This window comes from Microbacterium sp. SORGH_AS_0454, from assembly GCF_031453395.1.
Classification (GTDB): Bacteria; Actinomycetota; Actinomycetes; order Actinomycetales; family Microbacteriaceae; genus Microbacterium.
Window position 1 is genome coordinate 811,942 of record NZ_JAVIYS010000001.1, and the last position, 22,015, is coordinate 833,956.

The 22,015-nt window shown below is 69.5% G+C and carries 16 protein-coding genes and 1 rRNA gene; 6 read left to right on the top strand and 11 right to left on the bottom strand.

Features of this window, described 5'->3' with window-relative positions:
- Positions 1-101: 101 nt before the first annotated feature.
- The 4 genes from QE454_RS03815 to QE454_RS03830 form a co-directional block, all read right to left on the bottom strand.
- Positions 102-1,623: ribosomal RNA gene (locus QE454_RS03815) — 16S ribosomal RNA — on the bottom strand.
- Between the two features lie 563 nt (positions 1,624-2,186).
- A complete protein-coding gene (locus QE454_RS03820; RefSeq protein WP_309668529.1) occupies positions 2,187-3,509 on the bottom strand; it encodes a glycosyltransferase in 1,323 nt (440 codons plus the stop codon).
- A complete protein-coding gene (locus QE454_RS03825) occupies positions 3,506-4,507 on the bottom strand; it encodes a glycosyltransferase (RefSeq protein ID WP_307457975.1) in 1,002 nt (333 codons plus the stop codon). Before QE454_RS03825 ends, QE454_RS03820 begins: the two co-directional genes overlap by 4 nt.
- Positions 4,504-5,394: a WcbI family polysaccharide biosynthesis putative acetyltransferase gene (locus QE454_RS03830; RefSeq protein ID WP_309668530.1), complete on the bottom strand. Its 891-nt coding sequence runs from the start codon at positions 5,392-5,394 to the stop codon at positions 4,504-4,506. The genes QE454_RS03825 and QE454_RS03830 overlap by 4 nt, the downstream gene beginning before the upstream one ends.
- A gap of 108 nt (positions 5,395-5,502) precedes the next feature.
- Between QE454_RS03830 and QE454_RS03835 the strand changes: the two genes are divergently transcribed.
- The 5 genes from QE454_RS03835 (at position 5,503) to QE454_RS03855 (ending at position 10,986) form a co-directional block, all read left to right on the top strand.
- Positions 5,503-6,651 carry a glycosyltransferase gene (locus QE454_RS03835; protein ID WP_307457969.1) on the top strand — a complete coding sequence of 383 codons (1,149 nt, stop codon included), beginning with the start codon at positions 5,503-5,505 and terminating at the stop codon, positions 6,649-6,651.
- Positions 6,648-7,784 carry a glycosyltransferase gene (locus tag QE454_RS03840; RefSeq protein WP_307457966.1) on the top strand — a complete coding sequence of 379 codons (1,137 nt, stop codon included), beginning with the start codon at positions 6,648-6,650 and terminating at the stop codon, positions 7,782-7,784. Before QE454_RS03835 ends, QE454_RS03840 begins: the two co-directional genes overlap by 4 nt.
- Positions 7,781-8,785 (top strand): hypothetical protein, encoded by a 1,005-nt coding sequence (locus QE454_RS03845; protein WP_307457963.1) that lies wholly within the window; start codon positions 7,781-7,783, stop codon positions 8,783-8,785. Before QE454_RS03840 ends, QE454_RS03845 begins: the two co-directional genes overlap by 4 nt.
- The gene (locus QE454_RS03850; RefSeq protein WP_307457961.1) at positions 8,782-9,594 is read left to right on the top strand and encodes a glycosyltransferase family 2 protein; all 813 of its coding nucleotides are present in this window, start codon (positions 8,782-8,784) and stop codon (positions 9,592-9,594) included. Before QE454_RS03845 ends, QE454_RS03850 begins: the two co-directional genes overlap by 4 nt.
- A gap of 108 nt (positions 9,595-9,702) precedes the next feature.
- On the top strand, positions 9,703-10,986 hold the full coding sequence (locus tag QE454_RS03855) for an alpha-amylase family glycosyl hydrolase (RefSeq protein WP_309668531.1): 1,284 nt from the start codon (positions 9,703-9,705) through the stop codon (positions 10,984-10,986).
- A 120-nt stretch (positions 10,987-11,106) separates the two neighbouring features.
- Here the strand turns inward: QE454_RS03855 and QE454_RS03860 are convergent, their stop codons facing one another.
- On the bottom strand, positions 11,107-11,757 hold the full coding sequence (locus tag QE454_RS03860; protein ID WP_307457954.1) for a response regulator: 651 nt from the start codon (positions 11,755-11,757) through the stop codon (positions 11,107-11,109).
- A complete protein-coding gene (locus QE454_RS03865) occupies positions 11,754-13,367 on the bottom strand; it encodes a sensor histidine kinase (RefSeq protein ID WP_309668532.1) in 1,614 nt (537 codons plus the stop codon). The genes QE454_RS03860 and QE454_RS03865 overlap by 4 nt, the downstream gene beginning before the upstream one ends.
- Before the next feature lie 159 nt (positions 13,368-13,526).
- Here QE454_RS03865 and QE454_RS03870 point away from each other — a divergent pair, with 159 nt between their 5' ends.
- On the top strand, positions 13,527-15,053 hold the full coding sequence (locus QE454_RS03870) for a CitMHS family transporter (RefSeq protein WP_210076929.1): 1,527 nt from the start codon (positions 13,527-13,529) through the stop codon (positions 15,051-15,053).
- Positions 15,054-15,106: 53 nt separating this feature from the next.
- Here the strand turns inward: QE454_RS03870 and QE454_RS03875 are convergent, their stop codons facing one another.
- From QE454_RS03875 to QE454_RS03895, 5 genes are read right to left on the bottom strand one after another with little or no spacing between them, the layout of a single operon-like run.
- The gene (locus QE454_RS03875) at positions 15,107-17,170 is read right to left on the bottom strand and encodes a TIM-barrel domain-containing protein (RefSeq protein ID WP_307457944.1); all 2,064 of its coding nucleotides are present in this window, start codon (positions 17,168-17,170) and stop codon (positions 15,107-15,109) included.
- Complete coding sequence (locus QE454_RS03880) at positions 17,167-18,915, bottom strand: amylo-alpha-1,6-glucosidase (protein WP_307457941.1); 1,749 nt, start codon at positions 18,913-18,915, stop codon at positions 17,167-17,169. Before QE454_RS03880 ends, QE454_RS03875 begins: the two co-directional genes overlap by 4 nt.
- 17 nt (positions 18,916-18,932) lie before the next feature.
- On the bottom strand, positions 18,933-19,748 hold the full coding sequence (locus tag QE454_RS03885) for a carbohydrate ABC transporter permease (protein WP_210076926.1): 816 nt from the start codon (positions 19,746-19,748) through the stop codon (positions 18,933-18,935).
- On the bottom strand, positions 19,748-20,722 hold the full coding sequence (locus tag QE454_RS03890; RefSeq protein ID WP_210076925.1) for a carbohydrate ABC transporter permease: 975 nt from the start codon (positions 20,720-20,722) through the stop codon (positions 19,748-19,750). The genes QE454_RS03885 and QE454_RS03890 overlap by 1 nt, the downstream gene beginning before the upstream one ends.
- A 28-nt stretch (positions 20,723-20,750) precedes the next feature.
- Complete coding sequence (locus QE454_RS03895) at positions 20,751-21,992, bottom strand: extracellular solute-binding protein (protein WP_307457938.1); 1,242 nt, start codon at positions 21,990-21,992, stop codon at positions 20,751-20,753.
- Positions 21,993-22,015 lie beyond the last annotated feature (23 nt).

Below are 22,015 nucleotides of genomic sequence, written 5' to 3' on the forward strand. Positions count from 1 at the left end.
CCCATCAAATGTTCCACCCATGAGCTACCAGCAACACACATTCGGTGTTGAACTGGCGCCTGGACACTCGAACCGAAACCCGAGTGCCAGATGCTCCTTAGAAAGGAGGTGATCCAGCCGCACCTTCCGGTACGGCTACCTTGTTACGACTTAGTCCTAATTACCGATCCCACCTTCGACGGCTCCCTCCACAAGGGTTAGGCCACCGGCTTCAGGTGTTACCGACTTTCATGACTTGACGGGCGGTGTGTACAAGACCCGGGAACGTATTCACCGCAGCGTTGCTGATCTGCGATTACTAGCGACTCCGACTTCATGAGGTCGAGTTGCAGACCTCAATCCGAACTGGGACCGGCTTTTTGGGATTCGCTCCACCTCACGGTATTGCAGCCCTTTGTACCGGCCATTGTAGCATGCGTGAAGCCCAAGACATAAGGGGCATGATGATTTGACGTCATCCCCACCTTCCTCCGAGTTGACCCCGGCAGTATCCCATGAGTTCCCACCATTACGTGCTGGCAACATAGAACGAGGGTTGCGCTCGTTGCGGGACTTAACCCAACATCTCACGACACGAGCTGACGACAACCATGCACCACCTGTTTACGAGTGTCCAAAGAGTTGACCATTTCTGGCCCGTTCTCGTATATGTCAAGCCTTGGTAAGGTTCTTCGCGTTGCATCGAATTAATCCGCATGCTCCGCCGCTTGTGCGGGTCCCCGTCAATTCCTTTGAGTTTTAGCCTTGCGGCCGTACTCCCCAGGCGGGGAACTTAATGCGTTAGCTGCGTCACGGAAACCGTGGAATGGTCCCCACAACTAGTTCCCAACGTTTACGGGGTGGACTACCAGGGTATCTAAGCCTGTTTGCTCCCCACCCTTTCGCTCCTCAGCGTCAGTTACGGCCCAGAGATCTGCCTTCGCCATCGGTGTTCCTCCTGATATCTGCGCATTCCACCGCTACACCAGGAATTCCAATCTCCCCTACCGCACTCTAGTCTGCCCGTACCCACTGCAGGCCCGAGGTTGAGCCTCGGGATTTCACAGCAGACGCGACAAACCGCCTACGAGCTCTTTACGCCCAATAATTCCGGATAACGCTTGCGCCCTACGTATTACCGCGGCTGCTGGCACGTAGTTAGCCGGCGCTTTTTCTGCAGGTACCGTCACTTTCGCTTCTTCCCTGCTAAAAGAGGTTTACAACCCGAAGGCCGTCATCCCTCACGCGGCGTTGCTGCATCAGGCTTCCGCCCATTGTGCAATATTCCCCACTGCTGCCTCCCGTAGGAGTCTGGGCCGTGTCTCAGTCCCAGTGTGGCCGGTCACCCTCTCAGGCCGGCTACCCGTCGACGCCTTGGTGAGCCATTACCTCACCAACAAGCTGATAGGCCGCGAGCCCATCCCAGACCGAAAAATCTTTCCAAACACGACCATGCGATCACGTCTCATATCCAGTATTAGACGCCGTTTCCAGCGCTTATCCCAGAGTCCAGGGCAGGTTGCTCACGTGTTACTCACCCGTTCGCCACTGATCCACCAAGCAAGCTTGGCTTCACCGTTCGACTTGCATGTGTTAAGCACGCCGCCAGCGTTCATCCTGAGCCAGGATCAAACTCTCCGTAAAAAAGAAATGCATACAACCACCGGGAAAACGACAGTCATAGCGAGTTTGAAACTGACCAAAGAGAAAACATCAAAACTGACGAATTCATATGCCAACCCCCGGAAGGGCTGGTCTTTGATCCAAAAGAATTTCTCGCAATCCAACAAAAGTCAGACCGACGAGGAATAAATTGGCATTTGACAAGTGCACGCTGTTGAGTTCTCAAGGAACGGACGCACCCACAGAAACGATCTCTCGACCTACCCGTGAGGCGGTTCACTTCATTTGACCTGCGGACTCGACAACCAAACCAGCGCAATTGAGCTTCGCTAAGAAGCAGTCAGACTGAGTTTGTGTGCCGAGTGGCAGGATCCCAACTGTAGACCAAAGAGTCGAAACTCTCAAGTGTTGGTGTTGGGGGTGGTTCGCCGCTTGAGAGGACGCGGGGCCTTTCGGCCGCTCCGCTCTCCCCTGTGGGGCGAACATGTAAGAGCTTACGTGCGACCCCGGGTTCGGTCGAACTCATACGCTTCCCGGGCGTGTCGCGAAGCTCATTCCGCGAAATTCCGCGGAAGTCGGTGGGCTCAGAGGAACCGAGGCGCTCCGCCCCACCCGCCGAGCCACGCTTCGACCGACGGTTCCGCCCGCAGGACGTGCATGCCCTCGATGACGCGAGTGGTCTCTGCGTGCCCCGACCTCGTGCTCCACCGTCTGCTCCTGGCGCGGGCCCGGCGGCTCGTCGCCGACCCGAGCGGCACCCCCTCCGCAGACCGCAGATGCACTCGTCCCACGTCACCTTCGCCGAGGACGGCGAGGGCATCGCTCAGCGCATCGGGACGCAACACGACCACCGGGTGCTCCAGCTCCACCCTCACGCGCGGGTCCTCGGTGACGGTGGAGCGAACGCGGGGGTCAGCGCGCAGCGCGGCCGCCTCCGGAACGGGCGCCATCACGACAGCGGCTCGAGGCAGCGCCGCAAGGAGCGAGTCGGCGCACACGAACGCGGCCGCGGTCGTCGTCACCGGCACGCGTACCTCGACGTCGGGCGTCGCGGGAAGGAGACCTCGTGCCGCTGACCCATCGACGGGGATCTTCGTCACCAGCTGAATCGACTGTCGATTGCCCTCGGCCTCACGCTCGGAGTACCCCCGGCCCGCCCAGTCCGGGCCGTCGTGCCAGGCGACGGCATCCGGAACATGCGCGAGAACCGCGCCGGCTTGCCAGCACCGGTGCGCCCATTCCCAATCCTCTCCTCCGTACGACGAGAAGGTCTCGTCGAAACCGCCCACCTCGTCGAAGAATGATCGGGAGCAGGCGACGACGGCGCTGATGACATACCGATAGGACCGGTCGTCGGCGAGCAGGAGGTTCTGGCTGCGCTGGTACGCGTCTCGGAGCCAGGCCGGTTCGGCGAGTTCCCGTGCGGGACCGCATTCCTCGACCGGGATCTGGGCCGGGACGCCCGCGAAGTCCGCGTGTCGACGGCGCCCCACCGTCACCGCCTCGGACAGGAGTGCGGGAAGACGCGAGATCCGTCGCACGTACTCGGGTTCCGGGCTGGTGTCGGCATCCAGGAAGCAGAGAACGTCGCCCGACGCGGCCGCCGCTCCCAGGTTTCGAGCTGCGGCCGCGCGGAAACCGCGGTCCTCCTGACGCACCAGCAGGATGCCCTCGGGGACCGACGGCGCCTCGGGAGAGCCGTCGTCGGCGACGATGATCTCGAGACGGTTGCGCGGGTGATCCTGTCGGCGGAGAGCCTCGAGGGTGCGGGCGAGTTCCGCCGGCTGAGCGTAATGGGTGACGATGACGCTCACGCGCGGCGGTTGGGGCTCGAGGTGTGCGACCAGGTCCCAGCGGTTGCCCGGCACCCATGGCATCCGGTCGTTCCAGGGGGTGTCCCCCGTCATGACGTGACCTCGCTCCACCAGCGGAGGTACGCGCGGGCGGCGTCAGCGCGTCCGAAAGGCACAGGGTGCTGGCCGTGCCACGTGGAGGGTTCGTCGTCACGGGCGGCGGAGATCGCCGCCGCGAGGGCGTCCGGGTCGACGAGGGTCACGGTGCCGGGCCGGAGCGCGGCCATCTCGTCGTTGTAGCGGTTGCGGACGGCGAGAGGACGGCGTCCCCAGCCGATCCACGAGGCCAGAGATCCCGACGCCGAGACATGCCGGTGCGCGATCACCGGGACGGCGATGCGACGCACCCGGTCGGCCATCTCGGCGTCGTCGAGCCACCCGGTCACTTCCACCGAAACTCCCCGCGCGCCGGCGCGTCGCGCGAAGGCGTCGAGATCGCCCGCGTGGCCGTCGGAGGCGCGTCCGAGCACGGTCAGTCGCGTCAGCCCCGCGGTGGCAGCGGCTTCGAGCGCCTCGTCATGACCCTTGCCGGGGTAGAAGTATCCGAGGACGCCGACGGAGTCGTCGACCTCCGGCGTTGCGAGCGGCACGGCCACGGAATCGACCGGGAGAGGCACGACGGCGACCGGGCCGTCGAAGACGCCCTCTTCACGCAGCAGTTCGCGCTCATGGGCGCTGTTGACGACGACCCCGCGCGACGCCTCGGTCACGGCGCGATAGAAGGCTCGGCGCCGCGGGCGGTTGCGTTCGCCGTCGGATTCCTGCGGCACGTCGTGCAGCGTCACGGTGAGCGGATGCCGGGCGGCGAGGCCCGTGAGCGCGCGCGTCGCCTCCTCGGGCGATGCTCCCCACAGGCGGTCGGTGACGTGAGCGTGCACCGGCGTCCCCTCGGGGAGGGCGGCGAGAGCATCGACGGTCGTGATCCGCGCGTGCGGCTCCGCCGCCACGACTTCGGCCGCGATCTGCCGGGCGTAGACCGCGACGCCGTGCGGGCCGGGATGGACGAGGAGCACCGGGAGGGTGGCATCCGGGATCGAGGTCTTCGAACTCATGCGGCGGCGCTCCAGGTGCGCAGCAGCGGGGCCATACGGTCGACGACGGCTGCGAGGAGGGCGGGACGTTTCGCGTAATAGGCGAGGTGGGCGCGGCGCACGGCGTCGGCCGAGACGGTCTCGCCGGCCACGATCCATTCGGGGCGAGGTGCGGCGTCGAGGTTCCACGCGTCGACGACCCACGACTCGAGGGGCGCGCGCACCGAGGCGAGGATCGGCCGCCCCGGGTCGACGACGCGTCCGGGCGAGCCCAGTGCCTCGACGATGCGCTCCCCCAGGGGCAGGAAGAGGGCGTTGCCGGGGTGATTGACCGTGCGCGCGAGGTCCTCGACGACGGGAGAGAAGAGGTCGGATGCCGCGACGTCGAGGCCGAGGGCCTCGCGGCGACGCAGTTCCGCAACGGAGGCGTCGGCCAGAGCGCGAACCGCCGAGGCGGGAAGGTGCGCGGGCACGCTCAGCCCGGCCGCTTCGGCGACCGTGCGGACGTCGTGATAGGCCACCAGGGGCGGGTCCTCGGGGAACCCGGGGAGTCGGAGTACCGCTTGAAACGGGTGCAGACCCGCGAAGCGAACAGCGGGAACGAGCACCACGCGGGCGCCGAAAGGAAGCGAAGCACGCAACTGCGCGGTGCCGAGCGGGAGGCCGCGGTAGTCGTCGCGGATGGGCTGCGACACGAGGAAGGACGCCCCCGCGAGCAGAGCGTGCAGACGGGAAGCGTCGGCGGCGTCGAGCTCGTGCACGGCGGGGATCCGCACGGCCGGCAGCTGTTCGGAGGCGATGACGAGCCGCAGGGACTCGGCCTGGCAGTTGCCGACGACGACGCCGTAGCCGTCGGGGGCGGGTGCGTCGCCGAAGAACTCGGCGTAGTGGACACGACGCGCTATCACCGCGTCGCCGTGGTCCGCAAGGCTTGTCGCGCCTGCCCTCTCCGCACCCATGATGTGAACGTATCCGTCGGTGTCGTCGTCGTCCCAACCGCCCCGTTGCATTGCGATGTGCCTGGCGATGCGGTACGCGCACCGTCACGCACGCAATCACGAGGAGGAGAGAAGATCGTCGTCACCGTCGTCCCCCCGTTTCGGGTCGCCGCCGTTCCCTCAGCGCACCCCTATGTCACCGCCATCGCGGATCCCGAGGGCGTCCGGCTACTCGCCGACCCGCCTCCGCCGGGCGCTCCGGCCGGGCAGTGGTGGCCGCCGCAGGTGCTGCTGCCGGCGTGGCTCGAGGCGAATGCGGCGGACTTCGATCTGGTCCACGTGCATTTCGGGATCGAGTCGTACAGCCCGGCGGAACTCGAGGACACGGTCGCGATGCTCCGACGCCTGCGTCGGCCGCTGGTCTACACGGTCCACGACCTGGAGAACCCGCAGCTGAGCACGCAGGACGATCACCGCGCATCGCTCGCCGTGCTCGCGGCGGCCGCGGACGAACTGATCACCCTCACCGCCACGGCCGACGCCGAGGTGCGAGAGATGACCCACCGCGCCACGACCGTGATCGCCCACCCCACCCTGCTCGGCGACGACCCGCGTCCCACGGGATCGGCCCACGACGTCACCCTCGTCGGCGTCCACCTTCGCGATCTGCGGCCCAACATCGACGGGGTCGGCACCACCGCCACGCTCGTCCGCGCCGTCGCCGACCTGCGCGCCCAGGGCGCGCGCGTCGAGGCCGTCGTGCGGATGAACGACCGGGTCCGCGACGAGGAGGCCGCGGCATCCATCGATCTGCTCGCCTCGAGCACCGACGGAGTGCGCGTCGAGCGCGGAGCCCGACTCGACGACGACGAACTCGCCCGGTGGCTCGCGGACCTCGACGCGTGCGTCCTCCCGTACCGCCACGGCACCCAGTCGGGGTGGGCGGAGCTCTGCTACGACCTGGCCGTGCCGGTGATCGCCACGCGCATCGGGCACATCGCCGCGCAGCATCCCGGCGACTTCCACGCCTTCGACGTGGGCGAACCGGTGTCGCTCGCGCGGGCGATCGTGGATGCCACGGACGAGTCGTGGTCGCGGCCCGGTTCGCCCCGTCGTGAGGCCGAGGTCGAGCGCCGCCGGGCAGAGCGTACGGAGCAGCTCGCACAGGTCCGCGACGCGCACCTCGAGGTGTATCGCCGCGTCATCACCGCCGAGGTCGCCGCGTGATCCGCGGACAGCGACCGCTGCGGGTGCTCGTGGTCGCACCGTCGCGCTACCCGCTTCGACAGCCGCACGCGGGGGGCCTGGAGGCGACCGTCTGGGACCGCGTGCGCTGGCTGCGCGCCCGGGGGCACGACGTCACGCTGTGCGCGGCCGAGGGCTCCGACTTCCTCGACGAGGTGCCCGAGTTCCAGCTGCCGACGCCGGAGTGGACGCGCCCGGAGCACACCTCCGATACCGAGTACCCGCTGGGTTACGCGGCCGCCGTCGACGGCGCCTTCGACGCCGCCCGCGACCGATTGATCGCCGACCGCCACCTCTACGACGTCGTCGACAACCACAGCCTGCATCCGGCTCCCATCCGCTGGAGCCTCGAGGCGGACATCCCCGTCATCACGACTCTGCACACCCCGCCGCTCGAGCCCCTGCTCGAGGCGGCCGCCGACGTGGCCGAAGCCTCTCACCGCTTCCTCGCCGTGAGCCAGGCGACCGCGCGTGCCTGGTCGGTCGAGGGCGTGGACGCTTTCGTCTTCCCGAACGGCATCGACACCGATCAATGGACGCGCGGTGGCGGTGGCCCCTCGTGGGTCTGGTCCGGCCGGGTCGTTCCCGAGAAGGCGCCCCACCTCGCCATCGAGGCGGCGCGCGAGGCCGGGGCGCACATCGTCCTCGCCGGGCGCATCGGCGACGTCGATTACTTCGAGCAGGAGATCGTCCCCCGCCTGGGCGTGCACGCCCGCTACGTCGGGCCGCTGCGCCAGCCCGACCTCTGCCGCCTGGTCGGATCCTCGGCCGTCGCTCTGGTGACGCCGATGTGGGAGGAGCCCTTCGGGCTCGTCATCGCCGAGGCACTGGCCACGGGCACGCCGGTGGCGGCCTTCGACATCGGCGGGGTCTCCGAGGTACTGGCCGGCATGCCGGGTTCTGCCGTGGTCACGCCGGGAGACATCGTCGCCCTCGCGCGGGCCGCCTCGAGCCTCGCCGCCGACAGCACCCGCGACCCGCTCTCGCGCGCGCGGACGCGACAGGCGGCCGTGGACCAGCACTCCCTCGCCCAGCGCTACCGCGAGGTCGAACGCGTGCTCGCGCACGTCGCGCAGCCTGCGATCGCCCGGCGGGTGCCGGCGGTGTCGTGGTGATCGGCTGGTACGTCCACCATCACGGCTACGGCCACGTCGCACGGTTCCTCGCCGTGACCCCGCATCTGCGCACACCCGTCGTCGCCTTCTCGTCGATGCCGCGCCCGGCCGGGCTCGCCGCCGACGTGGACTGGATCCGACTCCCCCCGGATGCCGACGACTACACGCGACCGGACGGCTCCCCCGCCGATCCCCGCGACGCGGACCCCACCGTGCGCGGACACCTGCACTGGGCGCCGCTCGACCACCCGGGGCACCGCGCCCGGCTGGCATCCATCGCCTCGACCGCCGCGGAGCGCTCGCTGACCGCTTTCGTCGTCGACGTCAGCGTCGAGGTGGTCGTGTTCGCACGACTGCTGGGGCTTCGGACCCTCGCGATGACGCAGCCCGGGGCGCGCACCGACGCGCCGCACGCCCTGGCGTACGACCTCGCCGACGGCATCCTGGCCCCCTGGGCACGCGGCGCCGTCTCGGCCGAGGCCCTCGGAGCGCGCGCCGACCGCGTGGTCTGGACCGGCGGGATCTCCCGCTTCGACGGCCGGGAGCGCGTCGGGGCGCGGGACGAGCGCTCGGTGCTGCTGCTGGGGCGCGTCCTCGACGACGACGTCCGCGAGGACCTCGTGCGTCGCCTGCGGGCCCGCGGATGGGCTGTCACCTCGGCCGGACACGACGCGGCCTCTCGCATCGACGACCCGTGGCCGCTGCTGACCCGCAGCACGGTCGTGGTGAGCGCTGCCGGGCAGAACAGCGTCGCGGACCTCGCAGCCGCCGACGCCCGCGCCGTGGTCCTCGCCCAGGATCGACCGTTCGGCGAGCAGCACGACACGGCGGAGGCGCTCGAGCGTTGGGGGCTCGCCCGTCGCGCCGACAGCCGCACCGACGCCGCCACCCTGGTCGATCTCGTCGAGCGCGCCGCCCAGGACGCCCCCGAGTGGTCACGGTGGCAGACCGCAGGGGCGGCCGGTCGCATGGCCGCGGCCATCGACGCGGTGCACCCGTGAAGACCGCGGTCCTGACCGTCGCCTCGCGCGCCCGACGCGAGCATCTCGAACGCCAGCGACGGGTGCTCGCGGAGGTGGCCGACGACATCGTGCGCGTCGAGGTCTGGCTCGACGAGACGCCGCCGACGCCGACTCCGGATGCCGGCACCCTCGCGATGCACGTGCCGCCCGGGCCCCACGGACTCCGGGTCGGCGAAGGCCGCAACCGCGCTGCCGCTGCGGCGATCGACGCCGGTGCCGAACTGCTCGTCTTCCTCGACGTGGACTGCCTCCCCGGAGCCGACCTGCTCCGCGCCTATCGTGCGGCGGCCGCGCGCCATCCCGACGCCGTGCTCTCCGGGCCGGTCACCTACTTGAGCAGCGTGCAGCGACCGGAAACGGCATCCGATCTGCCCTTCCTCACCCGCCCCCACCGCGCCCGCCCGGCCCTGAAGCCCGGGACGACCCGCAGAGCCGCCCCGGGCGAGTTCGATCTCTTCTGGTCGCTGTCGTTCGCCGTCACGCCCGCGAGCTGGGGACGCATCGGGGGGTTCCACCCCGGCTACGAGGGCTACGGCGCAGAGGACACCGATCTCGCCTGGACCGCGCGCGCGAACGGCGTCGACATGTTCTGGGTGGGCGGCGCGGATGCCTACCACCAGTGGCATCCGGTGTCTTCTCCGCCGTGGCAGCACCTCGACGACATCCTCCGCAACGGGGCCACGTTCCACGATCGGTGGGGCGTCTGGCCGATGGGCGGGTGGCTCGAGGCGTTCGCGGCGGCGGGGGCGATCGAGCGCCGCGGACCCGACTGGGTCCGGGTGCGCTGACGGCGATATCGGGCGCGCACACGACGCCCGCAACCCCCCGGAGACCGACCACCCCCTCCGGATAGCGTCGGAGGGCCCGGTGCCGACCCGCCGGGCCGAGGAGAACCCATGCCCGCGTGGACCGAGCACGTCTTGTGGTGGCACCTCTACCCGCTGGGGTTCGTCGGCGCACCGATCCGCGACGGCGCGGATGTCGATGCCGCCCCGGTGCACCGCCTGGAGCGTCTCGAGCCGTGGCTCGACCACGTCATCGAGCTCGGCCTGAACGGTCTGCTGCTCGGACCCGTGTTCGCGTCGGAGACGCACGGCTACGACACCGTCGATCACTTCCGCATCGACCCGCGGCTCGGCGACGACGGCGACTTCGACCGACTCGTCTCGGCGGCACGGGAGCGCGGCATCCGGATCCTGCTCGACGGGGTCTTCCATCACGTCGGGCGCACGCACCCGGCGTTCCGCGACCAGACGCAGGACGGTGCGGGCCTGTTCCGTGGACGGTGGGTCGACGGCCGCTTCGAGGCCGAGGTCTTCGAGGGGCACGACGCGCTCGTGGCGCTCGATCACACCTCGCCCGCCGCGGCCGATCTCGTGGTCGAGGTCATGAACCATTGGCTCGAGCGCGGGATCGACGGGTGGAGGTTGGATGCCGCCTACGCGGTGCCGTCGTCGTTCTGGGCCCGAGTCCTGCCCCGCGTACGCGAACGGTTCCCCCAGGCGTGGTTCGTCGGCGAGGTCATCCACGGCGACGGGCCGGACATCGTCCGCGAGTCGAGCATGGATTCGCTCACGCAATACGAGCTGTGGCAGGGCATCTGGCACGGGATCTCGGACGGCAACCTCTTCGAGCTCAGCCATGCCATCGAGCGTCACGACGAGCTGCTGGCCACCTACGCGCCGCAGACCTTCGTCGGCAACCACGACGTCACGCGTATCGCCTCGGCGGTCGGCGCGGAGCTCGTGCCGCACGCTCTCGCGGTGCTCTTCACGGTCGCGGGCACGCCCTCGGTGTACGCCGGAGACGAGTTCGGGTGGACCGGGGTGAAGGAGCAGCGGCTCGGCGGCGACGACGCGGTGCGCCCGGAGTTCCCCGCTCGGCCCGCGGACGTGCAGCCCGACGAGCGCATCCTGCAGGCGCATCGGGCGCTGATCGCGCTGCGACGACGCAAGCCCTGGATGTGGCGCGCACACACCGACGTCATCGAGGTCTCCAACACCGCGCTCGCTCTGCGGACGGCGGTGGGCGATGACGCCGTGGTCGTCGCGCTGAACATCGGCGATGACGCCGTGACTCTGCCGATCGCGGACGGGCGGAGCGTGGTCGCCGGCGAGGGATCGCCGTCGGATGGGCGGATCGAGCTCGGGCCGCGCGGGTGGGCGGTGCTGGAGGCCTGAGCGCGTCGGCATCCGTTCGAACCGCGTCCCGATTCCGACGGGGCGTGTCCCGAAAAGGGTCGCTCGGGCGGCGCCCAGGCAGCCAGAAGTGGGACATGGTCGGGGGACGCGCGGTGACGCCTATCCCCCGGCCCGGAACCGGTGCTCGGGGCGGCCGGTCGAGCCGTAGCGCAGACTCACCTGCACCAGCCCCCGCTCGGCGAGGGCGGTGAGGTGACGTTGCGCCGTCGCGCGCGAGACGCCGATGCGCTCGGCCACCTCGGTCGCCGAGGCCTCGTCGGCCCCGAGGGCGGCGAGGACCGTCTGCTCGGTCGCCGACCGGGCGAGCGAGGCGCCCTCCCGCTCCCCGCGAAGGACGGATGCCGCGCGATCGATGTCGTCCTGCGTGAGGGGCCGGGAGCTCGAGAGCAGGTTGCGGTAGCGCGCGTACCGGTCGAGGCGCTCCGCGAGCACGCGCGTGTCGAAGGGCTTCACGAGGAAGGCGAGCGCACCCGCGGTGAATGCTCGGCGCACGGTCGTGGCATCCGTCGCCGCCGAGAGGACGAAGGCGTCGACGCCGGCCGACCGCACGAGCTCGATCCCGTCGCCGTCGGGAAGGTAGACGTCGGCGAGCAGGAGGTCGGGGGGATGCGCGGCCAGCGCGGCTCGAGCCTCGCCCACGGTGCGTGCGGGCTCGAGGGCCACGAAGCCCGGGCGCGCGGCGACGGCGTCACGGTGAAGTCCCGCGACGCGGAAGTCGTCGTCGACGACGAGGACGCGGATGTCGGTCATGCAGGGTCCTCTCGGATCACACCGGGCAGACGGGCGGCCACGACCGCACCACGGCCGTCGCCGCCCGGGTCGACGACCCACACCTCGCCGCCGCGGCGGCGGGCGAATTCGCGCGACAGGGGCAGTCCGATGCCGAGGCCGTGGACGGCGGCGGGGTCGTCGCCCCTGTCCCGCGGGAGAAAGACCGCCTCGGGGTCGGCGATCCCCGACCCCGTGTCGCTCACCGTCAAGACGACCGCGTCACCGTCGCCGAGCACCGCCACCTCGACCTCTCGCGGCGCGGGCGCGGCCGCCGCCGCCGTCACGGCGTTGTCGATCAGGTTGCCGAGCACGGCGACCACGTCTTCGACCTCGTCGATCGGATCCGCCAGGAACGAATCATCTGCGACGCGCAATGCGACCCCGCGCTCGCGGGCGGAGAGCGCCTTGGCACCGACGAACGACTGCAGCATCGCATCGGCCACGAGGTCGATCCCCGGCACCGCCCAGTCGACCGAGCCCCGGTCGACGAGATCGGCGAGGAAGGAGCGCGCCTCGTGGGTGCGCCCCGCGTCGAGCAGGCCCACCGCCGCGTGCAGCCGGTTGGCGTTCTCGTGCCGCTGCACGCGCAGGGCATCGCTCATCGCGCGGACGCTGTCGAGCCGCCCCGACAGGGCCATGACGTCGGTGCGATCGCGCAGCGTCGCCACGCGGCCGAAGGAGCGGGCCCCGCGCCGCACCGGTCGCACGTCGATGAACACGACGCGGTCGCCCAGGGGGAGCCCGGTCGAGGCCCCGGTGCCCGACAGCGCGGCGGCGACCGCCGGGGGCAGTCCGAGATCGCGCACCGGCCGACCCACGGCATCCCTCACTCCGAGAAGCCGTTCGGCGGCGGCCGTGCACACGCGCACGACGCCGGCGTCATCGAGGGCGACGACCCCCTCATCGGCGCTTTCGAGAACGGCGGTCTGGGTCTGGACGAGCGAGACGAGTTCTTCGGGCTGCACGCCGAGAGTGAGCCGCTCGAGGCGGCGACGCATGAACAGGGCGACCACGGCGCCGATCGCCACGGCGAGCGCCACGGCGACGGCGATCCCGCCGATCAGGGCCGGGAGGTCGTCGAAGACGCTCGCCCGCTCGAAGCCCACGCTCACCTCCCCCACCGGGGGTCCCCCGCCGGGCGCGTAGATCGGCACCTTCGCGCGGGCGGACTCGCCGAGCGTTCCCGTCTCCCACGTGACCACCTCTCGCCCCGCGAGCGCGTCCGCGAAGCTCGTGCTCACCACCTCGCCGAGGCGGTCGGGATCGGGGTGGGCGAGACGGATGCCGTGATCGTCGGTGATCACGACGAACAGGCCCTCCGTGCGGGTGGTGACGTCGGTGGCGTACCGCTGCAGCAGGCCGTCACGCAAGGCCGCGGCATCCGGGGTCCCGGGATCGGCGGAGTAGGTCTCGACGAGGTCGCGCACCTCGGGGGCTTCGGCGACGGACCGGGCGATGTTCAGCGCCGAGGAATCGGCCTCGGCCTTCAGCTGCTGCACGCCGAGCCAGGCGAAGACGGCGGTGCACACGGCGACGACGGCCACCTGCGTGGCGACCTGCACGACCAGCATGCGCGTGGCGAATCGCATCCGCACCTCCCGCCTCGACTCTCGTGCGCGAAATGCGCAGAACACACGGTACGCGCATAACCGTCCGCAATGCGAGCAAGCACGCGCCGGGAGGCTCGGCGTGCGTAACCTCGCCGGATCGAGTGCGAGAGCCGCGCCCGTCACGACGAAGGAGTCGCGATGACCCCCCTGATCCTTGCGGCCGACGCCGCCGAGTACCCGGTGGCCTACACGCCCGCCGACGGGGTGCTCGTGGCCCTGGGCTTCCTTATGGTCCTGTCGTTCATGGCCCTGATCATGACCCGACGCCTGACCCCGATGGTCGCTCTCATCGTCGTCCCCACCGTCTTCGGTCTCATCGCCGGGGCGGGTCTCGGCCTCGGCGACATGGTGATCGACGCGATCAGCAAGATGGCGCCCACCGCGGCACTGCTGATGTTCGCGATCATGTACTTCGGCATCATGATCGACGTCGGCCTGTTCGACCCGCTGATCCGCGTGATCACGCGCGTGCTGGGCAACGACCCGGCCAAGATCGTGCTGGGCACGGCCATCCTCGCCGGGGCGGTCTCGCTCGACGGCGACGGCTCGACGACCTTCATCATCACGACCTCGGCGATGCTGCCCCTGTACCTGCGTCTGGGTATGAGCCCCGTCGTGCTCACCTGCGTCGCGGGCCTGATGAACGGCACGATGAACATCGTCCCGTGGGGTGGGCCGACAGTCCGCGCCGCGACCGCCCTGGGCCTGCAGCCCACCGACGTCTTCGTGCCGATGATCCCCTCACTGCTGGCCGGCCTGGTCGTCTCGCTCGCTTTCGCCTGGTTCCTCGGGCTGTCCGAGCGCAAGCGTCTCGCCGGTACCGTCGACACCACCAGGATCGACGAGCCCGGCGGCTTCGGCCGACTCGGCGCCCCGAAGATCTTCCGCGGTGCCGAATCCAAGCCCGGCGCGGTCGCCTCTCTGCGCACCGGCAACATCGTCACCGTCCGCGGCGGTCGCGACGCCGTCGCCGCAGCGCAACTGGTCGACACCGCCGACACCGCGATGGCCGACACCATGCTCGACCCGAACCGCGCGACGCTGCGCCCGAAGCTCATCTGGTTCAACCTGGCCCTGACGGCCGCGGTCATGGTGCTGCTGGTCATGGACCTGTTCCCGCTGGCCTTCGTCTTCATGGTCGGCGCCGCGATCGCCCTCATCGTCAACTTCCCCAAGCTCCGCTCGCAGGCCGACGAGATCGTCGCTCACGCGCCCTCGATCGTCGGCGTCGTGTCGATGGTGCTGGCGGCCGGCGTCCTGGTCGGCGTCCTCAACGGCACCGGCATGGTCACGGCGATGGCGTCGTGGATCACCGAGGTCATCCCCTCGTCGATGGGCCCGTTCCTCGCCGTCATCACCGGAGTGCTGTCGATCCCGTTCACGTTCTTCATGTCGAACGATGCGTTCTACTTCGGCATCCTGCCCGTGCTCGCCGAGAGTGCGGCGAACTACGGCATCGCCCCGGTCGAGATGGCCCGCGCCTCGATCACCGGGCAGCCGGTGCACCTGCAGAGCCCGCTGGTGCCCGCGATCCTGCTGCTCGTCTCGCTCGCCGGCGTCAACCTCGGCGACCACCACAAGAAGGTGCTGTGGCGCGCCACGATCGTCTCACTGGTGATGCTCGCCGTGGGCGTTCTCGTGGGCGCGGTGCCGCTGCTGCGCTGACGCGACCTCGAACGACATGACCCCGGATGCCATGGCATCCGGGGTCATGTCGTTCACCGCCCCGACGACGGAAGCAGAGCGCGACGCACGGCCTCGAAGATCTCGGGGTGCGCTGCATCGCGGACGAACAGCGGGACGCGGTCGGCAGGAGCCTCGACCTCGACCTCTCCCCCGCCGAGGTGCACGGCGCCGGTCCACAGGTCGGTCCAGCCTGCCCCCTCGGGCAGCAGGACGCGGCGGGTGCGCGCGCCGGCCTCGAGAACGGGGGCCACGAGCAGGTCGGAGCCGAGGAGGTACTGGTCCTTCACGGTCCACGAGCGCTCGTCGGCGGGGAACTCGTGGAACAGCCCGCGCAGCACGGGCTGCCCGTCGCGGTGCGCGTCGTGCATCACCTCTCGCAGGTAGGGCCGCAACGCCTCCCGCGCGAACAGGTACCGCTCCAGGATCGGCGTGACCTGGTCGCCGAAGCTCCAGACCTCGTTCGGTCCGCCGCTCGGGGACCGCCGCGAGCCGTCGGCGGCGTGCACCGGGGTCGTCGGCAGGCGGTCGCCGTGCAGGCGCATCACCGGGCTGAACGCGCCGAACTGGAACCAGCGCACCAGGAGCTCGCGGAACCCCTCGTCGTCGGGGTCGCCGTGGTGGAAGCCGCCGATGTCGGTGGTGAACCACGGGATACCCGCCACCCCCATGTGGATCCCGGCGGTGATCTGCGCCCGCAACGCAGCGAAGGTCGAGGCGATGTCGCCCGACCAGACCAGGGCGCCGTAGCGCTGAGACCCCGCCCAGGCGGCGCGCAGGAGATTCACGACCTCGGTCTCGCCGTCGCCCCACTGCCCCTCGGCGAACGCGCGAGCGTAGTGCTGGGGGTAGAGATTTCCCACCTGCGGCACCGGACCGGCGTGATACCGGTAGTTGTCGTAGTCGTAGAGACCGAACTCGGGCTCCGCTTCGTCGAGCCAGAAGGTGCGGATGCCGTGGCGCGCATAGTTGTCGCGGCATTTCTGCCAGACGAAGTCGCGGGCGCGGGGGTTGGTGGCGTCGAGGAACGCACTCGGCCCCTCGAACGACATCTGCACGTCGAGCCCGCGCTCGGCGCGCACGAGCAGGTTCTCCTTCTTCATGAGCGCGTAGTTCTCGCTCTCGAGCGACACCTGCGGCCACACCGAGACCATGAGCTCGACGCCGAGCTCGCCGAGCTCGCGCACCATCGCCGCCGGATCCGGCCAGAACTCCTGCTCGAAGCGGAAGTCCCCCATCCTCGGCCAGTGGAAGAAGTCCGCGACGATGACGTCGAGGGGAAGACCGCGGCGCGTGTGCTCGCGCGCCACCGACAGCAGCTCCTCCTGCGAGGAGTACCGGAGCTTGCACTGCCAGAACCCCAGCCCGCGCTCCGGCATCATCGGCGCGTGCCCCGTGGCATCCGCGTAGGCCCGGGCGATCTCGCGCGGGGTCTGGCCGGCGGTCACCCAGTAGTCGAGCTGCTCGGTCGACTCGGCCTCCCACCGGGTGCCGTTGGTCGCGAACGTCGCGCGCCCGATCGCGGGGTTGTGCCACAGGAAGCCGTAGCCACGACTCGACATGACGAACGGCACGCTCGACTGCGAGTTGCGGTGGGCGAGCTCGAGGGAGCTGCCCTTCAGATCCAGCACGTCCTGCTGGTACTGCCCCATGCCGTACAGGTGCTCGTCCGCGGCGGTGTCGAAGGACGCCGTGAGCCTGACGTCGCCTCCCGCGATGGGGCGGTGCTCGCGCGCGACGAGCGCCAGCGAGCCTCCGGCATCCCTCTCGGCGAAGAGCAGGCGCCCCGAGGCGTCGAAGAAGGCGAGGTGGCAGAAGTTGCGGTAGTATCCGGTCTGCAGTTGGATGCCGCTGCGCGAGGTCGCGACCACGCGCAGCCGCCCGTTGCTCAGCGTCGCCCGTTCCCCCTCGATCTCGATCGTCGCGGATACGGGATCGGCGGCCAGGAGCGCCCAGTCGTGATCGAGCACGTCGTGCATGAGACGCGCGCGCACGCGCACGCTGTCTCGCCCCCACGGCTCGACCACCACGGTCTCGCCATCGCCCCGCCACACGAGGCGGTCGCCATCGATGGAGAAGTGCTCGGTGACGGTGCTCACGCCCGCGCCTCGATACCCTCGGCCTCCTCGGCTCGGCGCCGCTCCACGTGATCGTGGGCGAAGACGAGGTACACGCTCGCGGTCCAGGTGTAGGCCCGATCGCGCAGCCCCTCACCGGTGAGGGCGTCGAAGTTCTCGGCGAACCCGGACCGCTCGCACAGGGCCCGGAACCTCTCGCTGATCGTGTCGGCGAGGCCGATCCGGCCCCCGCGGCGGAGCCCCTCCTCGATCAGCATCGTCGAGGGGGCCCAGATGGGGCCCCTCCAGTAGCCGTCGCTCTCGTACTCCGCGGTGTCGACGAGCTGGGTCGCCGGCCCCCATTCGGTGAGATGCGCCTCGATTCCGGAGGCCAGGGCGTCGACGACGTCGCCCGGAAGACGCGGGGAGGCGAGCACGGGCAGCAAGGTGAGCAGGCTGGTGCGCTTGCTGCGGGTGCGGCTCAGGGAGCCGACGGCGAAGAAGCCGTCCTCGTCGCGCAGCTCGGCCAGCAGCGCCCGCTCGACCCGGTCGCGCTCGTCGCGCCAGTGGGCGCCCTCGTCGAGCCCGAGCTCGTCGGCGAGATCTGCCACGACGTCGAGCTGGACCGCGAGAAAAGCGGCGAGGTCGGGCGCCTCGACGACACGGTCGTGGTCGAAGGCGGTGGAGTTGTCCCAGCCGCTGTCGTTGCCGTGCTGGTAGTAGGGCAGCGAGCGACCCGGCGCCGTCCGGGAGTCCAGCCAGAACCGCGACCAGCGCGCGAGCCGCGCGTACACCGCTTCGAGCTCCGCCCGGTCGAGGGGACGGGGCAGCCGCTCACGGAGCCGCGTCAGCGCCCACCCGTGGATCGGGGGCTTGACGAAGTTGTAGAGCACCTCGGAGTGGGTGATCGAATCGGGCAGGGCACCCGCGGCATCCTGGTGGTCGAACGGGGCGTGGAACTGGTCGAGGGCGAGCTCCGGCGCACCGGGCGCGAGGGCCAGCGCGTTGAAGGTGTGGTCCCAGCTCCAGACCTTGTCCATCCAGTGCTTCGACATGAGCACCGACTCGCGCGTGACGAAGCCGGCGGGGACGACGGTCGCCGACCACAGCACGTAGGCGGCGAGCGCCGCGGCCGGTGTGTCCTCGCTCCGCCAGCCCGCCACTGCCTCGAGATACTCCTCGAACTCCTCGGCGACCCGCCGCTGCACCTCGGCGAAGGTCTCGAGAGAGGTGAACACCGGGGCCGCGCTCTCGATCTGCTCGATCGCGACCTCCCAACCGGCCACGCCGCCCACGGTGATCGAGCGGGCGTTCTGCCCGAGGGCTTCCTCCCCCTCTGCCGCCGCGGTCCCCGACAGCACGGTCACCCGGTAGCGCCTTCCCGTCTCGTACGAGGTGAAGACCCACGATCGGTCGCGGGGCTCTCGGAAGAAGTACGAGCCGCTGAAGGGGGTGAGCTCCTCTGCCGCGTCCGCCAGGACGAGGTCGACCCCGGTACCCGCCAGCCGCACCACGTCGTTCGACTCGAACACCGCCGAGGCCACGACCTCGCCCTCGACCAGCCACGACAGAGCCGAGGGGTCTGCCACGGTCTCGGCATCCACGAAGGAACCGTCCCGGCTCAGCGTCAGACGCAGCACCGCGTGCATGCCGGTGAGGTGGGAGACCAGATGGATGTCGCGCACGCGGCGGTGCAGCCCGATCACGGGAGACAGGTTCATCCACGAACCGCGACGGCTGAAGGGGATTTCGCGCACGTCGAACGACGGCAGAGAAGAGAGGGACACGAGGGGCCTTTCAGGGGTCAGTCTTTGACCGCGCCGGCGGTCACACCGGCCGCCACGTAGCGCTGGGCGAGGATCAGCAGGACGGCGGCGGGAATGGATGCCACGACGGCGGTCGCCATGATGGCGTTCCACTCCTGGTTGTTGTTGCCGATGTACCGGTAGATGCCGATCGTGATCGGCTGGAGCTTGCCGCCGCTGTTCAGTGTCGAGGCGAAGATGAAGTCGGACCACGACCACAGGAACGCGAACAGCGAGACCGTGACGATCGAGTTACGGCTGACCGGGAGGACGATCGACCGGAACGTGCGCCACGTGCCCGCCCCGTCGATGCGGGCGGCGGCGAGGAGCTCATCGGGGATACCGCGCATGAAGGCGGTGAAGATCAGCACCCCGAAGGGCACCGCCAGGGTGGAGTCGGCGAGGATCAGCCCGGGCACCGTGTTGAGGATCCCGGCATTGAGGTAGATGCCGTAGAACCCCATCGCCATGATGATCCCGGGGATCATCTGCGCGATGAGCAACGCGAAGCTGAGCACGTTGCCTCCCCGGGGACGGAGCTTGGCCAGGGCGTAGGCCGCCGGCGCCGACAGCACCAGCGTCAGCACCACGGTGCCGACACCGATCACGAAGCTGGTGCCGAGGTAGGGCAACTGGTCGGAGAGCACCCTCTGGTATCCCTCGAAGGTAGGGGCGAGGGGGAACAGATCCGGCGGCGACTTGCGCATATCGCCCTGGGGGGTGAGCGAGACGTTGATCATCCAGTAGATCGGGAACAGCATGATCCCGGTCAGGATCACACCCACGAGGGTGATCCACCACGGTCGACGCTTCATCAGACCTCCAGACGGCGCTGGGCGCGGATGTAGATCAGCCCGAAGACCAGGGCGATCACGATGAGAAGGTTGCCGACGGCCGCCGCGGGGCTGAGGTCGGGCAGGGCCGACCCGAAGCCGAGCCGGTACGACCAGATCGCGAAGGTGGTGGAGCTGGAGCCCGGGCCCCCTCGCGTCATGATCCAGATGATGTCGAACACCTTGAGCGTGTAGACCAGCCCCAGCAGGATCGTGATCGCCGAGACGGGGCGCAGCAGCGGGAAGGTGATGCGCCAGAACTTCTGCCACGCGTTCGCCCCGTCGATGGATGCCGCTTCGTAGATGTCGGTCGAGATGTTCTGCAGGCCGCTGTAGAGGATGACGAGGTTGAATGGCACCCCGATCCAGATGTTCGCGATCAGCACGGACACCAGTGCCCACTGCGGGGAGGTGAGCCAGTTCACCGGATCGATGCCCACCGCGCCGAGCGCGGCGTTGACCACTCCGGAGTCCGAGTTGAGCATCCACGACCACGCGGAGGCCGAGACCAGCAGCGGCAGCAGCCACGGCACGAGGAACAGCGCGCGCAGCGTGGCCGACAGCGGGAAACGTTGGAAGAAGAACACGGCCAGCGCCATGCCGATCGTGTACTGGAACGCGATGGAGACGAGCGTGAAGGTGGCCGTGTTCGCCAGCGCGGGCCAGAACGTGGCGTCTTGGAAGACGGCGACGTAGTTGGCGAACCAGACGAAGGGGGCGTTGCCGTCGATGAACGAGCGGACGGTGTAGTCGCGCAGGCTCAGGTCGAGGTTGCGATAGAGCGGATAGGCGTAGAAGACGACCAGATAGATGACGACGGGGGCGAGGAACGCCCACGCCGTCCACTGGCCCCGGCGCCGCGGGCGGCCGCCGGGGGTGGGGAGGACGGCGGACCGCGCCGCCGCCCTCCCGGCGTCGCCGGTGCCCGTCGAGGCAGTGATCTGCGTCGCGGTCATGTCGGCGTACCCCTTTCGATGGATGGGATTACTTGGACGAGGCGGCCTGCTGGGCGGCCTTCAAGGCGTCCTGCGGCGACTGCGCGCCGGTGAGGGAGTTCTGCACCGCGGTCCAGAGCTGCTCGGAGATGATCGGGTACTTCACACCGAGGTTGTCTCCGGTGCGGGCCTTGGCCGCGCCGACGGCTTCGACCCAGGGCTCGAGCGAGGGGTCCTTCGCCAGCTGCTCCTTCTGCGCCTCGGGCGTGGCCGCGATGTAGTTGAGCGTGTTATCGGTGCCGACCACGTTCGCCGTGCTGGTGAGGCACTCGACGATCTTGGCCGAGGTGGCGTAACGGGCCGAGTCCTTCTGGACCGGCAGGGTGAGGAACTCACCGCCGGTGGGAGCGGGGGCTGCGCCGCCCTTGGCCGACGGGATCGGGATGACCTGGTAACCGGCCTTCACCGCTCCCGCCTTCTGCCAGGTGCCGTTCTCGGCGAAGCCGAAGTCACCGGTCTCGAATTCCTGCCAGCTGGTGGTCTGGGTGTTGTTGATGACCGAGTTCGGCGCCCAGCCCTTCTTGACCCAGTCGGTCCACAGCTGCACGGCGGAGACCGCTTGCGAGGAGTCGAGCTGCGTCAGGTCCGCACCCGCACCCCAGAACCACGGCAGGAACTGGAAACTGCCCTCTTCCGTGCCGATACCCGAGAAGGTGATGCCCTTCTTGCCGGATGCCACGACCTTCTCGATCGCGCTGTTGAGGCTCGACCAATCCTTGATGGAGGAGGGATCGACGCCGGCGGCGCTGAGGACGGTGGGGTTGTAGTACAGGGCGAGGGTGTTCGCCCCGATCGGGACGCCGTACGTCTTCCCGTCGATGACCGACGCACCGAGGATGTTCTCGGCGACGTCGCCGACCTGCAGTCCGTTCTCGTCGGTTGCGGTGACGATGCCCGCCTCGACCAGCGTCGAGACCGCAGGGTTGTCGATGAGGAGGATGTCCGGAGAGTCGCCCTGCTGGCCGGCGAGAAGCGCCTTGCTGGTCAGATCGCTCGTGTCGAAGCCGGTGCGCTCGACGGTGACTCCGGCGTCGGCCGCGCACTTGTCGATGACCTTGGCCCAGTCCGAGGTGGCGTCGTACTGCGGGTACGGGTCCCAGAAGGTGTAGCTGCCGCCGGAGTCTCCGGATCCGCCGGAGCCTCCGCCGGAGCAACCGGCCAGGACACCGACGGCGACGGCGCCGATGGCGAGCGCTCCGAGAGCGCGGGTACGGGTGATTGTCGTGCTCACTTGCGATTTCCTCTCTGAAATGT

Excerpts from the sequence above, each read along its gene's own strand:
- QE454_RS03855 (WP_309668531.1), top strand. The coding sequence starts at position 9,703 with ATGCCCGCGTGGACCGAGCACGTCTTGTGGTGGCACCTCTACCCGCTG.
- QE454_RS03885 (WP_210076926.1), bottom strand. The coding sequence starts at position 19,748 with ATGAAGCGTCGACCGTGGTGGATCACCCTCGTGGGTGTGATCCTGACC.
- QE454_RS03820 (WP_309668529.1), bottom strand. The coding sequence starts at position 3,509 with ATGACGGGGGACACCCCCTGGAACGACCGGATGCCATGGGTGCCGGGC.
- QE454_RS03890 (WP_210076925.1), bottom strand. The coding sequence starts at position 20,722 with ATGACCGCGACGCAGATCACTGCCTCGACGGGCACCGGCGACGCCGGG.
- QE454_RS03865 (WP_309668532.1), bottom strand. The coding sequence starts at position 13,367 with ATGCGATTCGCCACGCGCATGCTGGTCGTGCAGGTCGCCACGCAGGTG.
- QE454_RS03870 (WP_210076929.1), top strand. The coding sequence starts at position 13,527 with ATGACCCCCCTGATCCTTGCGGCCGACGCCGCCGAGTACCCGGTGGCC.
- QE454_RS03860 (WP_307457954.1), bottom strand. The coding sequence starts at position 11,757 with ATGACCGACATCCGCGTCCTCGTCGTCGACGACGACTTCCGCGTCGCG.
- QE454_RS03825 (WP_307457975.1), bottom strand. The coding sequence starts at position 4,507 with ATGAGTTCGAAGACCTCGATCCCGGATGCCACCCTCCCGGTGCTCCTC.